This is a genomic window from uncultured Paraglaciecola sp., from assembly GCF_943787955.1.
Lineage (GTDB): Bacteria > Pseudomonadota > Gammaproteobacteria > Enterobacterales > Alteromonadaceae > Paraglaciecola.
In genome coordinates, this window is sequence record NZ_CALSOK010000002.1 from 119,072 (window position 1) to 137,459 (window position 18,388).

Sequence of the window (18,388 nt, forward strand, 5' to 3'; positions counted from 1 at the left end):
CATTCATGTTTAATAAAGTTTTAGCCACATTGACTTTCGCAACCCTTAGCTGGAACACCTTTGCTGACTCTAATAAAGATTTAACCCATATCATCGACCAGCACTGGCAACATGCTCAAAAGGAAAAAGTATTCTTTCGCACCGATCCTGATGGCTGGAAACCTAATGGCAAATTAGCTGAATTTACGCCACGGGCCCTGGCTAGGCGAAAAGCTTATAATATTCAGGTATTAAAAACGCTTAGCGAAATTGATACAAAAGCTTTAAGCGCAGAACAGCTCATGAATTACCGTTTATTTAAATATGAACGAGAAACGGAAGCACTCAGCCACCAATATCAAGATAAATATTTCCCAATTAATTTTTTAAGTGGTTGGCACACTTACTTTGCTGAAGCGCCGGCTAATATGGCATTTTTATCGAGCAATGATTACGATAACTTTCTAGTTAGCTTGGCCGACTATCCTCGTTTTAATCAAGAAAATATCAATTTGATGAAAGCGGGTTTAACCGCCGGTTATGTGCATCACTGCGAAAGTTTTAAGAATTATCATCAAACCATCAGTGCACACATAGTCAAAAACCCCAAAGACAGTGCACTATTTGAACCTTTCACCCGTTTTCCTAGCACCTTTAACCAACAACAAAAAAGTACTTACAGTACACAAGCCATAGAGTTAATCACATCAGCTGTGGTACCTGCCTATCAGAATTTTTATGACTTTTTTGTCAACGACTACATGCCTAATTGTCGCAAAGAGCCGGGTATTGCCAGTGCTAAGGGTGGCTTAGAATATTATACCTACGCAGCCAATTACTTCACCACTACCGATGCCACGCCCAAACAAATCCATGATTTAGGTTTAAGCGAAGTAAAGCGTATTCGTGTTGAGATGCAGGCGATTATTGAGCAAGTAGGATTCACAGGCAGTTACGCTGAGTTTTTACAATTTCTGGCTACCGACCCACAGTTTTATGCAGCCGACCGACAAGATGTCCTCGAAAAAACCGCTTTTCTCACCATGAAAATGTATGGCAAGTTACCGACCTTTTTTGGTCATCTACCACGAAATACCTTCACCATTAAAGGTTCAGCTTCAAGAGGCGCATTTTACATGCCGCCTCCCGACAATCGTACACCGGGCACTTACTTTTTGACCTCAGAGCCAAAACAACAACCCCTTTATAACTTAGAAGCCTTAAGCCTGCACGAAGCGGTACCTGGGCATCATCTTCAAAATGCTATAGCGATGGAATTAGATGTACCCGAATTTAGGCGTACACTGAGCCATTCAGCCTTTGGTGAAGGGTGGGGTTTATATTCAGAGCGATTAGGTAAAGAAGCAGGTTTCTACCAAGACCCCTATAGCGACTTTGGCCGCTTAGGCTACGAAATGTGGCGAGCCGTGCGCCTAGTAGTCGACACGGGCATTCATGCTTTTGGCTGGAGCCGTCAGCAAGCCATCGATTATTTAGCCCAACATACTGCGCTGACCCAAAAATCAGTCGAAAACCAAATTGACCGTTATATCTCATGGCCGGGTCAAGCACTGTCTTACAAAATGGGTGAAATCAAAATTCGTGAATTACGTGCTAAAGCTGAAAAAAAACTGGGTGCCAAATTCGATATTCGCAGTTTTCACGATACTGTGATCGGACAAGGTTCCTTGCCTATGGCAGTGCTTGAAGACGTGGTTAATGATTGGATAATCGCTCAAAAAGCCAAATAAGTATGAATAACCCCTTATCTATTATTCCTACTAAACGCACTGAGGATTGGTGGTTAGCGCGCCACAAGCAAAAATTGACAGCGCTTAAGGCTATCGACCAGCCTATCGATATGTTGTTTCTTGGGGATTCGATCACCCATGCATGGGAAGTGGAAGGTGAAAGCGCTTGGCAACGCTACTTTTCACATTACAGCGTGGTAAATTTAGGTTTTGCTGGAGACAGAACCGAACACCTTTTATGGCGTATCAGAAATGGTGAAGTAGCTCAGCTATCAACCAAATGGATTGTGCTATTGATAGGGACTAACAACGCAGGGCATAGACTTGATGCACCAGAAGACATAGCAGCGGGTATTCAAACAATATTAGAGGAATTACGGCTGCAGTTACCCGCAAGTAAAATACTGCTTATGGCGATATTCCCCCGAAGTCGAAATACCAATAAACCCATGCGCCAGCGAGTGGATGTGAGCAATGCTTTAATCAAAACAATTTACCGATGGCAAACACATACATTGGTTAGATATCAATAGACAATTTTTAACTGTAGATGGCGTATTACTGGAATCAGTGATGCCTGACTTACTTCATCCTAATGCCACCCAATATCATAAATGGGGCCATGCTATTTTATCCTATGTCGAGCATAACTAAGTCCCTTTAAGAGCCCAACTGTGTGAAATTTTACACTTATGTAATGACTTGTTACGTATTCAAACTAAATAACTCGCCTTACCCTATTGAGTGCTATTCAAACAATGCAATACACTGGTCTAATAAATATAAAAAACAACGGCAGAGGAAACAATAATGGAAAGACGCGATTTTATTAAAATCGGTGGTGTAGGTGTGGGGGCATTAATGCTGCCCATAACTGGCATCGCCATCTCAGCAGAACAAATGCTAGATAAACCCATGGACGTAGCCTATAAAAAGAAGCTGGCAGATATTGCCCTTAATGCTGCCAAAGCAGCGGGTGCAAGTTATGCTGATGCGCGCATTGGCCGCTATCTAAATCAATTTGTGACCACCCGTGAAACCCGTGTAGACAATATTGTGAATACCGAGTCAGCGGGCATTGGGGTGCGCGTAATCACAAATGGTACTTGGGGCTTTGCTTCAACGTCTAATATGACTCCAGATAGCGTGGCTAAAACAGCCGAACGAGCAGTCGCGGTGGCTAAAGCCAACTCTAAATTTCAGACAGTACCAGTTAAGCTTGCACCAGTAAAAGGTGTGGGTGATGTGAGTTGGCAAACACCTATCAAGAAAAATGCAATGGAAGTACCCATTAAAGATAAAGCTGATTTGTTACTCACAGCTAATGCTGCTGCCATGGGAAATGGGGCAAACTACATTACTTCCATGCTATTTTTAGTCAATGAACAAAAATATTTTGCCTCAACAGACGGCTCTTATATTGACCAAGATGTGCACCGCTTATGGGCACCGTTTTATGCCACTGGAATAGGTAAAAATGGCTTTAAACAACGCAACGGTTTGGGCAATCCTGTGGGCATGGGCTTTGAATATTTAGATGGTCTTGAAAAAGATAAAATCAAAATTACGGGTGCTAACGTTGGATATAACAACTCCTATGACTTGGTTGAAGATGCTGCTGCTGCAGGTAAGCAACTAAAAGCAAAACTAAAAGCAAAATCAGTCGAGCCGGGGAAATACGATTTAGTGTTAGATCCTGCGCACCTTATGTTGACCATCCATGAATCGGTTGGACATCCTTTAGAGCTGGACAGAGTATTAGGTTACGAGGCTAATTATGCAGGCACCAGTTTTGCGACCTTAGATAAATGGAAAAGTGGAAAATTCCAATATGGCTCTGATAGAGTTAACTTGTTTGCAGATAAAACCCAACCTTATTCATTAGGCAATGTTGCCTATGATGATGAGGGTGTCAAAACCAAGGACTGGGACTTAGTCAAAGACGGAATTTTAGTGAATTATCAAGCGACTCGCGATCAAGTTCATATGATTGACCAAAACGAATCACATGGTTGTAGTTACTCCCAAAGCTGGCGTGATGTGCAATTTCAACGGATGCCCAATGTATCTTTAAAACCTAATGAACAAGACATCTCAGCTGAAGATGTAATCAAAGATGTCGAAAATGGTATTTATATCGCCGGTCGTGGCTCGTTCTCAATCGATCAACAAAGATACAATTTCCAATTTGGTGGGCAACTATTTTACGAAATCAAAGATGGAAAAATTACTGATCAGATTGAAGATGTGGCTTATCAGTCCAACACCCAAGAGTTTTGGAACAGTTGCACCCAAATGGCCGGAAAATCAGATTATCGAGTAGGTGGTTCGTTCTTCGATGGTAAAGGTCAACCGTCACAGGTTAGCGCGGTTTCTCATGGTTGTCCGACTACGAGATTCAACAACATTAACGTCATCAACACTGCGCGTAATGTGTAAGTCGGCATTGAGAAGGAAAGAGAATTATGACTATTTTATCTGAACAAAAAGCCAAAGAGTTACTGACCAAAGTATTAAAATACTCTAAAGCTGACGAAATTGAATGTAACTTAAATGGCAGCATAGGCGGCAATATTCGTTATGCCAGAAATACAGTATCTACCGCAGGCGAAGAAAGTGATCTGGTATTGGCTGTGCAATCCACCTTTGGTAAAAAAACGGGCACCGCCACTATCAATGAGTTTGACGATGGATCACTTGAAAAAGTAGTACGCCGCTCAGAAGAACTGGCTAAATTGGCACCTGAAAACGAAGAACACATGCCCTTGTTTGGCCCACAAAAATATACAACTTCTAAGACTTATTTTGAGTCAACAGCGAATGTTACCCCAGAAAATAGAGCGCAAGCTGCCGAAGACAGCATAGTGCCATCGAAAAAGAACAAATTGGTGGCAGCAGGCTTTTTAGAAGAGTTTGTGACGTTTAGCGCCATCATCAATAACAAAGGTTTATTCGCTTATAACCAATCTACAGACGTAGACTTTTCGGTGACTATTCGCACCGAGGACGGTAAAGGCTCAGGTTGGGTCACACGTAATTTTAGCGATTATAAACTCTTAGACACGGCTAAAGCGTCAAGCATTGCCATTCAAAAGTCCATAGGTTCGGTCGATGCTAAAGCGATGGAGCCAGGCAAGTACACGGTAATCTTAGAGCCTGCAGCCAGCGTTGGACTGTTAGGCAATATGGTGCGTAATTTTGCTCAAAGAGGCGCGGATGAAGGACGTAGCTTTTTAAGTTACAAACTCAAAGAAGGCGAAGATGCAGCAAAGGCACCTAAAAATAAGTTAGGCCAAAAAATGTTTGACGAAAGAGTCAACATTTATACTGACCCTAGGCACCCTATTGCTCCAGCAGCCCCCTTTTCTCGAAATGGCTATCCACGCAATCGCACCGATTGGATAAAAAACGGTACCGTAGTCAATATGCCTAATTCGCCTTATTGGGCGAAAAAAACCGGCGTCGCTTACGTTCCCCGTGGTGGTAATATTATTATGGATGGGGGCAACGAATCCTTAGAAGAGATGATTAAAAGTACCCGTAGAGGCATTTTGGTTACGCGCCTTTGGTATATTCGCTCACTCGATCCTCAAACCTTGCTGTATACCGGATTAACCCGCGATGGCACTTTTTATATTGAAGACGGCAAAATAAAATATCCGATTAAAAACTTCCGTTTTAATGAAAGTCCGATTGTGATGTTAAACAATATAGAAGCCTTAGGTAAACCTGAACGAATTGACGGTAATATGATCCCACCAATGAAGATCAGGGACTTTACCTTCAGCAGCTTGTCTGATGCGGTATAAACAAATAGCCACAAACACTAAGCCTGTTTGTGGCTATTTGTTGATCCTTTTTTAATATGGATCGTCGTCACTTTATTCGCTCTGGTTGTGCGGTTGCCGTTTGCGCGGCACTGCCCTTTGCTGTGCGTAGCCAAAATAGTGAATATGACTTTTACTTTACCCGCTTGAGTTACGAATCAGGTAACTGGGAAGTAGATGAGCGAATGCCCGCAAATGTACTTAATTCACTGATTGAGTACACAAGTTTACGGGTCGATTTGCAGGAGCGAGTCATACCGCTTTCTGATCCAAGCATGTTAACCGCCCCATTTTGTTATATGGCAGGGCACAGATTAGTGCAGTTTAACTTGCAAGAAAGACAACACTTTCAACGTTATGTTGAAAACGGTGGATTTGTCTTTGTCGACGATTGTAATCACGATATTGATGGCATGTTTGCCAAAACCTTTGAAGCACAAATGGCGGATATGTTTGGCTCTGAGGCGTTGCAGAAGATCCCTAATGATCACCCACTGTATTCGTGTTTTTTTGAATTTGACGGACCACCGCGCACTTCAGTAGAACTGAATGGATGGGGCGACGATTTGGTGCATGAGTACCTCAAAGCCATTGAGATAGATGGACGAATAGCGGTGTTGTACAGTAATAAAGACCTTGGCTGTGAATGGGATTACGACTTTAGAAACAAACGTTGGTTAAAAGTGGATAACACCAAATTTGCAGTCAACATTGTCATTTATGCCATGACCGCTTGACGCACTTGCCACTCACCCTCTATTTCCACTTTAACCACTAAGGGTAAAAATGAGTACACAGAATTTATCCAAACAAGACATTCTCGTATTACTAGACAAGCTGACTCAGGTTGAGGACGAAGTAGCCAAAGTGATTGTAGGGCAGAAAAAGGTGATCCAGCAATTGTTAGTCAGTATCTTAGCTGGTGGGCATTGTTTATTAGAAGGGGTGCCAGGACTTGCTAAAACTCTCATGGTCAATGCCTTAGCAGAAACGCTCGAGCTGGGTTTTAAGCGTGTACAGTTTACGCCTGATTTAATGCCCAGTGATATTATCGGTACCGAAATATTGGAAACCGACCATGAGTCAGGAGAGCGTTTTTTTAAGTTTCAAAAGGGCCCGGTATTTACCAACATTTTGTTAGCCGACGAAATCAATCGTACCCCACCTAAAACCCAAGCAGCGCTGTTGGAAGCGATGCAGGAAAAGAGTATTAGTTACGCAGGAACGAGCTATGCTTTGCCTAAGCCATTCTTTGTGTTGGCAACCCAAAATCCTGTTGAACAAGCAGGAACCTATCCTTTACCAGAGGCACAACTTGATCGGTTTTTAATGTTTATAAAAGTGGATTATCCCTCTGAGCTAGAAGAAATTGAAATATTACGCCGCACGACAGGGAATACTCAAGCAACGTTAAATGCAGTACTCAATGCGCAAGACATTATCAGCTTGCAACATCTCGTTAGGGATATTGAGATATCTGAACCACTGATGGTGTATATCAATCAACTTACTCGCAATACTCGTCCTGGGGATAGTCAGTCATCATGCGTGAATCAATATGTGCGCTGGGGTGCTGGGCCTCGTGCGGGTCAAGCTATGGTGTTATGTGCCAAAGCGAATGCGTTACTGTCAAAACGTTTTGCCGTTACTATGGACGATATCAAACAGGTGGCTCATGGGGTCTTAAGGCATCGACTATTGTTGAGTTTTCAAGCAGAAGTGCAGAATATCTGCAGCGATGATGTAGTGGATGGTTTATTACAAGACATAGCAGAGCCAGTTAGTCCTTTTGGCGCTTCTTCCCCATCGTCCTCCGCTGTTTGATATGTTAAAAAGCGGATAGCATGCAACCACTTATTGACCCACTTGTTCTCGCCAGTATCAAAGATATGCCTTTGATAGCGAAGACTGTGGCTCACGGCTTGTTACATGGATTACATGCCAGTGTGCAGCGAGGTACAGGTGTAGAGTTCAGCCAGTATCGAGCCTATGAGCCTGGCGATCCCCTTGGCAATATTGATTGGAAGTTATTTGCGCGCTCCGACCGATATTTTGTGCGTGAAGCAGAACGCGAAAGCAATATCAATATTTGGCTCGTGTTAGATGCCAGCGCATCTATGTTGCAACGTTCGTCTGAATCTAGCTCTGAATCTGAATCTGAATCTAACGAAGGCTGGCATAAGTTTGACTACGCTAAACACCTTTTAGCCACTATCGCTTACATCGCACACCAACAAGGTGATGCCATCGGTTTATTGGGACTGTCGAGCGATAACCTGCACTTTTTGCCTGCCATGACGGGTAAACAACACTGGCAAAAATTACTGGTGCAACTCAGTCAAATGTTTACGGGTTCGGTGTTCCCACCCCCGCAAGTTTTACAACACCAGTTAAGTCACATGCAATCTAATAGTCTCATTTTTGTACTTAGTGATTTTTATCAAAAAGACAATGAAATAATCGACTTTATGGAAAACTTGGTTGGTAAAAGAACCGAAGTCATAGCCATGCAATTGGAAAGTGATGATGAACTGACCTTCCCCTATAAAGGGCAAATACGTTTTGAAGACAGAGAAAGCAAGCAACAAATATTAGTCTCGGCAAATTTAGCAAAAATGGACTACTTAGCGGCAAGACAAGTCTGGCAAGATTCCATAAAAAAGACCTTTAACCAGCTCAACATTCAACATTATATTGCCAACATCGACCAACCATTAGATAAAATGCTGCATCGTTTTTTAGCCGCTAGGCAAGCATTAAGATGAAGGCATGTTAAATATGCCATTCGTATTAGCATCCCCCATGGCATTATTGGGTTTGTTGACCTTACTTATCCCACTGGGAATACATTTATTAAGCAAAGCCCGCCCTCGTATTATAGCTTTTGCGCATATCGCTTTTATCAAAGTAAGCACCTCGCCTAGGTTACGACAGCTCAGATTGACACAATTAGCGTTGCTGGCTTTGCGACTGTTTATGTTTTTACTGGCAACTCTGATACTCACTCAAGTGTATTGGCAAAACAGTAACCAACAGGTTAACTCGCATATATTGTTGACCGAAGATTGGTTAAACCAAACCAATAATCAGGAAAGGCAAACATTAATAGACCAAGCTCAAGGCTCAAGTTTAGTGCTGTTGGGCACAAGTAATCGCAGTATTAATACAAGGGAATTAGCCCAGTGGTCGGCAAATCATCCGCCAGCACCGGCTCTCAACATATGGAGTAAAGTGGCAGACTACACCACGCAACTGTCTGCTGATTCAGCGATATCTGTGTATACAACAAACCGCCTAAAGCAGTTTATTGGAAAAAAAATACCGCTGCCTAAACAAGTTAAATGGCATGTTAAAGAGATACTTAAAGAAAATATTACTGAACAATATTCTACGAATATAACAGTAATCTACGATGATTTTAGTACGACTTCATTAGTCTATCTACGCGCCGCATTTGAAGTAATCAACACTCATAAAAAACTGAAATTAGCTGTCAACTATCTCACTTATGACGAAACAAAAAACAAGAGTATGCACTTACTTACTAGCGATAAAATAATTAACCTTAGCAAACAGCTTTTCGAACAACCAGCTCGTCATCTTGACACTCAATGGCCACCCACTATTATCACTCAAGCAGAGCTTAACAATCTACAACAAGCGGACTTCGTTTTAACCTTAGCTCAATTATTGTTTTCTTCACAAAACCAAGTTTGGTGGTTACAAAACACTCGATTATCCACATCACAAATTATTCAGTCTTCATCAAACAATGCGGTTCAAAGGACAGCAGCATATAAAAAATCATCCAGCAACATGGCTGACTCAACTTCATTACATATCTGGTTGGTATCGATCTTGGTAAGCGTTTTTATACTAGAGAGATTATTAAGCGAATGGCCTAATTCTCGAGTAAAAACTGAGTTGGACGAATAATTGTTTAGTCATCCAATAACTCCGCACAAAACACTCGATAATATCGTCATCCGCCTGAGGCGTAGATGGTTATTACAAAAACTCTCTTGTACATTTTTGCTAGTTTTATGTGCAGGTCAGGCCACTTATTGGATGACTGAGTGGATCGTTCTGCCCATCATTGCCGTTGCAGCAACAACTGCTTTAGCTGCGCTGCTATTTTCGCAAAGCAAACAATATCAAAATATTACGGCGAATGAGGTGTTGTTACATCTAAATCGACAATTCAGTGAATGTGAAGAAAGTGCCGAATTAATATTGTTGCCTAGTAGCGGCCTAACAACCTTACAACAATTACAGAAAAATCGCGTTCAACCAAAAGTAGAAAGCTTATTATCAACAGACCTTAGCTTGCGCTTACCTAGATATTCATCCCAGCCAGCAACATTATTAAGCGCAGCTGTAGTCCTAATATTCATACTAATTAAACTGATACCTGCTGATTTTATATCCCAAGTCAAACCAGCTAATACTGAATTGGTCAATCAAGCTCCAAAACCTACAATACCCATTAGCCTTGTGACTAAAATCATCACTGTCACTGCGCCCAGTTACACAGGTTTGGTGGCAAGACAAACAACAGAATTGAACTTAGAATTGATTGCAGGCTCAACTGTGACTTGGCGACTGCAGTTCAGCGGATTAACTCAACAAAACGACTTATCAATACTACTGCCTGACAAACAACGGATCGCCCTTATTCAACAAGCCGATGATTACTACTTAGCCACTACAGTAGTGAGTCAATCAGGTGTTTACCACCTAGCTGCTGATGAAAAAATACTCGGAGGTATTCACACTATTGCTGTCACAGCAGATACCAGACCCACTATTCGTTTTGTCGAACCTACTCAAACTATTACCGAGTTGGCTAAAGATTCTAAACCTAGGTTACAAGCGATTGTTTCAATCGATGATGACTTTGGTTTAAGTCAGGTAGAAATTCTTGCTTCGATTGCCAGTGGTTCGGGGGAAGCGGTTAAATTTCGTGATCAAACCTTTCAATTTGATTCTCACTCTTCAGTGGAAGGCAAGACACTTTTCGTTAAAAACTGGGATTTAACCGAGCTAAATATGCAACCCGGTGACGAACTATATTTTAGTATTAGGGCATGGGATAACCGCCAACCCATTGCTCAGCAAAGTCGTTCAGCCAGTAAAATTATTCGCTGGCTTGAAGATGAGCAACAGGCGGTTTTAGCCGACGGCGCGTTAATAGACTTTATACCCGAGTATTTTAAAAGCCAAAGACAAATAATTATAGAGACCAAAGAATTAATCGCTGATAAAAATAACCTGTCAAAAGATAAAATTGACCACATCTCCCGAGAATTAGGCGCTGCCCAAAGTTTTCTTAAACAAAAATATGGGCAGTTTTTAGGTGATGAATTTGACAGTGGTACACCTCAGGCAATGGAGGCTGGCCCAGAGTTGGAACATGACGAGCATGATGAAGATGATAAACATGCTGATGACGCAGAAAAACCAGCATCAGAACATGAACACGAAGACTCTGAGCACAGCTCAGAAGGCAACGATAAATCAGGCTATAGCACAGTTATTTCACAGTTTGGGCATGCTCATGGTGAAGCCGATGACGGTAATTTCATTAAAAATGGCACTCCAAACCCCAAACTATTAATGAAGCGGGCGATTGCTAACATGTGGCAGGCTGAACTACATTTGTTACTTTCCCAGCCAGAACTTGCATTACCCTTTGAAAATCAAGCTTTAGAACTATTGAACCGAGCGAAAAAAGCCGAACGCATTTACGTTAAACGATTAGGTTTTGCACCACCTCCGGTATCTGAAAAACGACGCTATCAAGGCGATCTAACCGACATACTAAGTTACCAGCGTAATGAAACAACACCTAAAAAAAACACAGCTAAACAATCAGCCTTAGCCTTACTCACTATTCTAAATCAACACTTAGATAAGTCATTAAATAACACCTTAACAATTGAACAAACCAGCATACTCGAAAAAGTAAAAACCTATTTTTCAGAGCAACTCTCTGTCACTCCTAAGGACATTACTTTTATCGCTACATTAGAGAAAATCCAATTAGCGGACTCTTTTAACCTAACTAATTGCGAAGACTGTATCAGCGAGTTACGTAAGAAATTATGGCAAATACTGCCTCCACCTATCGCTGCGCCGACAACTAGGCAAACATCCTATTCACTGCAGAACAAGATGTTGCAAAAATATCAGGCATTTTTACAACAACAGAAAAAGGACGCTCAGCCGTGACTTTCTCACTAGGATTATTTGCCGCTTATCCCATTGCCGCAAGTTTAATGGTTTTGCTGGTAACAATTGGTTTAATGATCACTAGCTACTTTGCGGGTCAGCGACTAAAAAACAAAAAGGCAAGGCTGACGGGCGTGTTAGTCATAAATACTGTTGCCACTTTGATGGTTGTGGGATTAGCCTTTGATATCCAAATAACCAGTAAGCAACCTTCAATGGTTTATCTGATTACTCATGGGGCGACTGATCAGCAATTAGAGAAAATAGACCCGCAACAAGCTGTATTTGTGATGCGAGGGGCGGCTAAATCAGTGACGAATAGCAGCATATTTGAGGTGGCTACGCAGATTGATGTTCCGTCACAAATATTATCTTACCGAGATGCTATTGATAATTTGTTTGTCGTAGGAGATGGGCTTAATTCAAACCAATGGCAAAACTTACAACTAGTTATGGGGAAATCATTCACTAATGTTTCAGTGACCTTTTCCGCTTCTAAACCACGTTTAGGACTAGTTGATATGTCGTGGCCAAAAGAGTTGGCTGTAGGCCAATTTGTGCAAATCATGGGGCAACTACAAGGCACAGATGAGCCCCTAGCAGCAGATTCTATTTACCAAGTGAATTTGCTTGATCCCGCAGGAAAAATCATTCAAACAACTAGGGTTAAACCCTTTGAGCGTTTTGCCTTGAGCTTTTCAGCAAAAAGTGTTGGCCAATGGACTTATAGGCTGCAGCTTAATCAAAACAACAACTCGAAAGTATTAGCAGACGAACCTATGGCCTTTTCTGTGACTAAACCAGCTAAGCTAAAAATACTGATAAAACAATCGAGCCCATCGTTTGAAACACGGCAATTAAAAAACTGGGCTGCAGAGTTCGGCAGTCAGGTAAGTATTTTGACACAAATCAGTCAAGATAAAGATATCCGACAAAATATCAATCTGAGCGCTACAGAATTAGCACAAATCACTGCGCCATTTGTTGACCGTACATTGGATAATTTTGATTGGTTAGTAATAGATGGACGCGCCTTACTGGCATTAAAAAAGCAATCAATGAATGCTTTACAAGCAGCGGTTAACAGAGGCTTAGGGGTTTATATTATTGCCGATAATGAGCTCGTCAGTGCTTGGCCTGTTGCGTCAATGGACTGGTTATCGGATATTCACATTCAACCTCTAGAAGTAGCGAATTATGCATCTACCCCCATTTGGCCACATAGCCAAATAGAACAGCTAATGCCATTATTAAAAGCCAAGATCACAGCTGTTAAGCATACTCCACTGGTACAAAATAATATCGCACAAACACTGGTATCTCTCAGCCATATCGGTTTGGGAAAAGTGGCGTTATCACTGATCAACTCGACTTATGGCTGGCAAACTGCGGGATTATCCGAACAATACAGCCACTATTGGCAGAGTGTTATACATCAATTAGCCAGACCCAAACAATCACCATACTGGCTAAAAACTAAACCGAACTCATTACGTTTGGTCAATCAAGGCCAACAAAAGTGTTTGCTGGGCGTCACTGATCCAGGTGTGACAGTTGATAAGACTAACCCGCTACCTTTAATATTGACCCAAGACCTAGTACAAACCGAACAACACTGCCTCACGATATGGCCAACAAAGAGCGGCTGGCACCAATTAACTTGGTCAGAAAATACTGGATTAGCTGCTCCACAAAATGCTAACCAGTGGTCATTAGATACCTGGTTATATGCTTATGCTGAAAAAAATTGGTCAGTGTGGCAACAAGCTAAAAATCACCAATCCAGCCAAAACATAGCGCAACAGCAAAATACACAACAGGTTGTAGAAAGCTCAGTGAAGTCACTTGATAAAAGCTGGTTATGGAGGCTGCTGGTCTTGTCTATGAGTTTATTATGGTTAGAACGAAAGCTGTTTTAGAATTGGTATTAAAACAACATCAAAACAGACGCTAAACCCGTCATTCCAATGACCAACCAACGATAATATTTTTCTTCTATACGTTTCACAATAACAATACCCACCCAAGCACCTAAAGCAATAAAAGGTAAACAGATTAGATTTAGCAAAAAAGAATTAAGATCAATACTCTCCCAACTAAACAAGTGAAAGGGTACTTTGAACAGATTAATCGCTAAGAAAAACCAAGCAGCGGTGCCAATATACTCGTTTTTAGGTAGTCGCATACTAAGCAAGTACAAAGCCATAACGGAGCCTGCTAAGTTGCCGACCATAGTCGTCACCCCCCCTACAAACCCCATCATTAATGCAAACCATAGATAGTCTGGAATAGAATCTTTATTGGCTTTTCCCATCCATAACATCAACCCCAAGCTGGCAAAAATAATCACACTCATTATAGTTTTAAATACTTGGTCATCAATGATATTACCCAGCCAAGTGCCAACCAATACTCCGATGGCGGCCGAAGGAAATAACTTGATCAAGAAATACCAATTAGCATGTCTGTGGTAATATTTAACGGCAAACAAGTCCGCCATAATCAACATGGGTAACATCAAACCTACCGACACTTTTCCACCAAAAACGATCGCGAGTAAAGGAACAGCAAACATAGACGCACCATGCATCCCGGTTTTAGCCATGCCAATAAAAAACGCCACTAAAAATAGCAGCACCAAGGTTGTATAATCCAATGAATAGGAAAACAGCTCTAACATAAAATGCAATCAATCATAAAGAGCCGCTTTATCTATCAAAGTGCTTTTTCCCAAAACAATGCCTTACTCATTTTGGGGTCGAGTTCATAACCAGCAAAACCAAACTTTAGGTAGGCATGTTTAGCCACTCGATTACCTTCTAACATTTCCAAGATGATTTTGCAGCAGCCCTTTTCTACAGCGATATTTTCAACATATTGCAACATTTTTTGACTGAGCCCTAAACCTCTATACTCAGACAACACTACTAAATCGTGAATATTAATCAAAGGTTGACACTTAAACGTTGAAAATTTTCAAAACAATTTACCAAACCTGCAGGCTTGTCTTCTACATAACAGATTACACTGAAGACTTGCGGTAATTTTACCAATTCAGATGCCAAATTATCTCTTACTGCTTGGCTTAACGCCATTGCTCCGCCCATAGGATCAAGCGTGTAGTGCTCAAGCAGGAATAACATATCTTGAGTATATGTGCGTCCTGAGAGTTCAGAGTAAAAACATCGATGTTCATTGAAGGTAACTTTATTGGGAGATAGTGGCGAATAATGCCTGGGTAAGGGTTTGCAAGTCTAGTGCATTTAATTCAATTTCTAAGCCCCTTCGGCCACCACTCACATAAATAGTTGGATATTGCTGTGCAGATTGATCAATGACTGTTTTCAACGATTTTTTCTGACCAATAGGGCTAACACCACCTAATACATAACCCGTGCTGCGCTGGACTTCAACCTTGTCAGCCATTTCAGCCTTTCTAGCTCCATAAGCCTTAGCAACACTCTTCATACTCAACATAGAATTAACTGGCAGTATTGCAACCACTAGCTGCGTTTCATCTAGTTTAACCACTAAGGTTTTAAAGACGCGTTCAGGCAATATGGCCAGCTTTTCAGCCGCTTCCAGTCCATAAGAAGGGGCCCCACTGTCATGTTGGTAATGATGAAGTGTATATTTAATTTTCGCTTTTTTAGCACTGTTAACCGCTGGGGTCATAATACAAGTTCTCGGGGATTATTTTTCGACTACACAATTTTTTTGGACTCTTGCTTTGACTCGGCGGATCATATTGATATCTCCTTCAGCTTCAGCATCAACCAAATCTAATCGCGAATCTTGGCACTTCAATTGGTTAGCTTGGTTAGTCAGATAAGCTTGAACTTTTTGCTTTTGGATAACCCCTTCTATTCCAGTGTATTGACCTCGGTCTTGTGGACGTTTGTCTTTTTCGTAAGCGGGTGCTTGATGAGAACCACAAGCAACCAGTGTCAGGGTGAAAGCGCTAACAATAATAAATTTATTCACTGGATATTCCTTTAAAATATAAATTACAACTGTTGAGATTTAAAAATACAAATATCTAATCTGAACGCCCTTTAGCCAACTCAGGTAATTCGCCTTCAAGACCCATGGCATGCTGAATGATTTTTTGTTTAGTAAGTGATGAGTGGTTAGCCAAACTTAAGCCAGCATCTCTGATAAATTTTTTAATAGGTTGATCTCCAGCAAATAAACGCTTAAAACCCTCCATAGCCGACACCATTTTAACGGCTTCAGTTTTGCGCCAGCGCTCAAAAGATCGTAAATTTTTAGCTAAACCAAAATCCTTGTCTTGTTCGACCAACCTAATAATCTGTTCAGCCAAAGCAGCAGCATCCAATATACCTAGATTGGCTCCCTGACCAGCCAAAGGGTGAATGGTATGTGCTGCGTCACCAATAATAGCCACTCTATTAGCTACCCACTGTCGAGTGTAGCGCATTTTAAGGGGATAGCTTTGCCTGTCACTAACCAGTTCACATAAACCTAAGGTGCAATCAAATGCTGCTGTCACAGAGGTATTAAATGCTTGGTTTGATAGTTTGAGTAATTCGGCTGCTATGGGTTCATCTTGTGACCATACAATAGAACAATGATGTGCATCCCATAAAGGCAAGAAAGCCAAAGGTCCAGTAGGAGTGAAAATCTGTCTAGCGGTGTGATTGTGAGGCAAAACAGTTTTAACCGTTGCGACTATGGCATGTTGATCATAATCCCAAAATGTTTGCGCTAAATTTGCTTGTTTTTTGACTATCGAATTAGCGCCATCAGCACCTATAACTAACCTAGCGGTTAACTGGCTATTGTCGTCTAAGGTAATAAAGCATTCTTGCTGGCCAAAAACTAATTGCTTAATTTTTTTAGGGGCGAGAAACTCAATGTATCCACTGCTCTGGGCTTGCACCCATAAGCTATGCCTAATTGCTTGATTTTCAACAATATGACCTAGTTGCTTTTTTTGAACTTGGTCAGCAGAAAACGCAATTTTTCCAAAACTGTCTTTATCCCAAACTTGCATATTTTCATAACTGCATAGCCTGTTAAGATCTAAATGTTGCCAAGCACCTAAATTTTGTAAAATATTTTCTGAAGCAAGCGTCAGCGCGCTAACACGTAACTGAGGAGCCCCAGTTGGCATAGATTCACTAACATGGCTTTCAACAACCGCCACCGACAGACCACTATTTTTTAAAGCAAGGGCTTGAGTCAACCCTACTGTGCCCCCCCCCACTATAATAATGTCATATACATGCATACTGTTAGCCACTCTTTTTTGTCATCAGTGCTTCAATGTCGTTGATAGTTTTAGGTGCAGCTTCAGTCAAGTTTTCATGACCACTTTGGGTTATCAGTAAATTATCTTCAATACGAATACCTGTGCCACACCATTTACTATCAACATCTGCATCAGGTGCTATATAAATACCGGGCTCAACCGTTAGTACCATTCCAGGTTTGAGCGGTCGCTCTTGACCATCTATTTTGTAATGACCGACATCATGTACATCTAAACCAAGCCAATGACTTAGACCGTGCATATAAAACGCACGGTAGGTTTGTTGTTCGATATTAGCGGCTAATTCCCCTTTCAATATATCTAAATCAATCAAACCTTGGGTGATCACAGCAATTGCCACGTCGCTAGCCTGCTTAATAGTGTTGTTGGGCTTAATCACATCAAAGGCGGCGAGTTGCGCATCCAACACCAGTTGATAGAGTTGCTTTTGCTCGATTGAAAAAATCCCAGAAACGGGGAATGTGCGGGTAATATCGGATGCATAACCTTGCCATTCGCAACCGGCATCAATTAAGACTAGATCGCCGACTTTTAGATCTTGATTATTTTCAGTGTAATGCAAAATACAAGCATTATCACCTGCCCCAACTATAGTGCCATAGGCTGGATATTTAGCGCCTTGCATGGCGAATTCATGATGAATTTCTGCTTCAAGGTGATATTCATTTTTACCCGCCTCAACAAATTTCATGGCTCGGATATGTGCTTGGGTCGCGGTAGCTGCCGCTTGACGCATCATGTCTATTTCATTAGCAGACTTAATTAATCGCATTTCATCTAAGATGATTCGAACATCAATCAGGCTAGAAGGAGCCTCTTTACTTTGTTTTGGGGCATCACGTAATGCTTGCAATAAAGAAAAAACAAGGTCATCGGCGTCAGGGTTATGTCCTTGAGCAAAATATATATTTTGATGGCCATCAATCAAATCTAATAACTGTTCATCTAATTCTTCTAAAGCAAAGGCCATGTTTACGGGGTATTGCTGTTTGGCTTGACTGAGACCCGTTCTGCGCCCATGCCAAATTTCCATAGTAGGGTCTTTATCTAAGCAGAATAAAACGCACAATCCCTTTGAATATTCTTGATGATTAGATAATACCAACCAAGCTTCTGGCTCAGGGAAAGCACACAAATATTGAAAATAACTGTCTTGGCGAAATGGATACTCTGTATCACGACTGCGAGTGACTAAGTTTGACGCGGGCACCAAACAAATACTGTTAGGCTGCATCTTTTCTAATAAATGTTTTTGACGTGTTAAAAATTCGGTGTTATTCATGGGCAATGACTTGACTCACTTT

Annotated in this window: 17 protein-coding genes; 10 read left to right on the forward strand and 7 right to left on the reverse strand. The window is 41.4% G+C overall.

Going from position 1 to position 18,388, the window contains the following annotated elements:
- Positions 1 to 5 precede the first annotated feature (5 nt).
- The 10 genes from Q0Y52_RS01200 (at position 6) to Q0Y52_RS01245 (ending at position 13,707) form a co-directional block, all read left to right on the forward strand.
- A complete protein-coding gene (locus Q0Y52_RS01200; RefSeq protein WP_297816932.1) occupies positions 6 to 1,730 on the forward strand; it encodes a DUF885 family protein in 1,725 nt (574 codons plus the stop codon).
- Positions 1,731 to 1,732: 2 nt separating this feature from the next.
- Entirely contained in the window at positions 1,733 to 2,263 is a 531-nt protein-coding gene (locus Q0Y52_RS01205) for a GDSL-type esterase/lipase family protein (RefSeq protein ID WP_297816933.1), read from the forward strand.
- Positions 2,264 to 2,540: 277 nt separating this feature from the next.
- The gene (locus tag Q0Y52_RS01210) at positions 2,541 to 4,169 is read left to right on the forward strand and encodes a TldD/PmbA family protein (protein WP_297816935.1); all 1,629 of its coding nucleotides are present in this window, start codon (positions 2,541 to 2,543) and stop codon (positions 4,167 to 4,169) included.
- A gap of 26 nt (positions 4,170 to 4,195) precedes the next feature.
- Positions 4,196 to 5,539, forward strand: a complete 1,344-nt coding sequence (locus Q0Y52_RS01215) for a TldD/PmbA family protein (protein WP_297816938.1) — start codon at positions 4,196 to 4,198, stop codon at positions 5,537 to 5,539.
- A 56-nt stretch (positions 5,540 to 5,595) separates the two neighbouring features.
- Positions 5,596 to 6,294 carry a DUF4159 domain-containing protein gene (locus Q0Y52_RS01220; RefSeq protein WP_297816941.1) on the forward strand — a complete coding sequence of 233 codons (699 nt, stop codon included), beginning with the start codon at positions 5,596 to 5,598 and terminating at the stop codon, positions 6,292 to 6,294.
- A 49-nt stretch (positions 6,295 to 6,343) separates the two neighbouring features.
- On the forward strand, positions 6,344 to 7,381 hold the full coding sequence (locus Q0Y52_RS01225; RefSeq protein WP_297816944.1) for a MoxR family ATPase: 1,038 nt from the start codon (positions 6,344 to 6,346) through the stop codon (positions 7,379 to 7,381).
- A gap of 20 nt (positions 7,382 to 7,401) precedes the next feature.
- A complete protein-coding gene (locus Q0Y52_RS01230; protein WP_297816946.1) occupies positions 7,402 to 8,322 on the forward strand; it encodes a DUF58 domain-containing protein in 921 nt (306 codons plus the stop codon).
- A 13-nt stretch (positions 8,323 to 8,335) separates the two neighbouring features.
- On the forward strand, positions 8,336 to 9,493 hold the full coding sequence (locus Q0Y52_RS01235) for a BatA domain-containing protein (RefSeq protein ID WP_297816948.1): 1,158 nt from the start codon (positions 8,336 to 8,338) through the stop codon (positions 9,491 to 9,493).
- A gap of 132 nt (positions 9,494 to 9,625) precedes the next feature.
- Complete coding sequence (locus Q0Y52_RS01240) at positions 9,626 to 11,788, forward strand: hypothetical protein (protein ID WP_297816950.1); 2,163 nt, start codon at positions 9,626 to 9,628, stop codon at positions 11,786 to 11,788.
- Positions 11,785 to 13,707: a hypothetical protein gene (locus Q0Y52_RS01245; RefSeq protein ID WP_297816952.1), complete on the forward strand. Its 1,923-nt coding sequence runs from the start codon at positions 11,785 to 11,787 to the stop codon at positions 13,705 to 13,707. The genes Q0Y52_RS01240 and Q0Y52_RS01245 overlap by 4 nt, the downstream gene beginning before the upstream one ends.
- An 8-nt stretch (positions 13,708 to 13,715) precedes the next feature.
- On the opposite strand, the gene Q0Y52_RS01250 is transcribed toward Q0Y52_RS01245, so the two are convergent.
- From Q0Y52_RS01250 to pepP, 7 genes are all read right to left on the reverse strand, one after another.
- Positions 13,716 to 14,468, reverse strand: coding sequence for a sulfite exporter TauE/SafE family protein (locus Q0Y52_RS01250; protein ID WP_297816954.1), 753 nt, complete (start codon positions 14,466 to 14,468; stop codon positions 13,716 to 13,718).
- Between the two features lie 35 nt (positions 14,469 to 14,503).
- Positions 14,504 to 14,737, reverse strand: coding sequence for an N-acetyltransferase (locus Q0Y52_RS01255; protein ID WP_297816957.1), 234 nt, complete (start codon positions 14,735 to 14,737; stop codon positions 14,504 to 14,506).
- Positions 14,734 to 14,931, reverse strand: coding sequence for a hypothetical protein (locus Q0Y52_RS01260; protein ID WP_297816958.1), 198 nt, complete (start codon positions 14,929 to 14,931; stop codon positions 14,734 to 14,736). Before Q0Y52_RS01260 ends, Q0Y52_RS01255 begins: the two co-directional genes overlap by 4 nt.
- Positions 14,932 to 14,995: 64 nt before the next feature.
- Positions 14,996 to 15,463, reverse strand: coding sequence for a Cys-tRNA(Pro) deacylase (ybaK, locus tag Q0Y52_RS01265; protein WP_297816960.1), 468 nt, complete (start codon positions 15,461 to 15,463; stop codon positions 14,996 to 14,998).
- 18 nt (positions 15,464 to 15,481) lie between these two features.
- Entirely contained in the window at positions 15,482 to 15,772 is a 291-nt protein-coding gene (locus Q0Y52_RS01270; protein ID WP_297816961.1) for a hypothetical protein, read from the reverse strand.
- Between the two features lie 55 nt (positions 15,773 to 15,827).
- Complete coding sequence (locus Q0Y52_RS01275) at positions 15,828 to 17,042, reverse strand: FAD-dependent monooxygenase (RefSeq protein ID WP_297816964.1); 1,215 nt, start codon at positions 17,040 to 17,042, stop codon at positions 15,828 to 15,830.
- Positions 17,043 to 17,046: 4 nt separating this feature from the next.
- Positions 17,047 to 18,366 carry a Xaa-Pro aminopeptidase gene (gene pepP / locus Q0Y52_RS01280; RefSeq protein WP_297816967.1) on the reverse strand — a complete coding sequence of 440 codons (1,320 nt, stop codon included), beginning with the start codon at positions 18,364 to 18,366 and terminating at the stop codon, positions 17,047 to 17,049.
- Between the last annotated feature and the right edge of the window lie 22 nt (positions 18,367 to 18,388).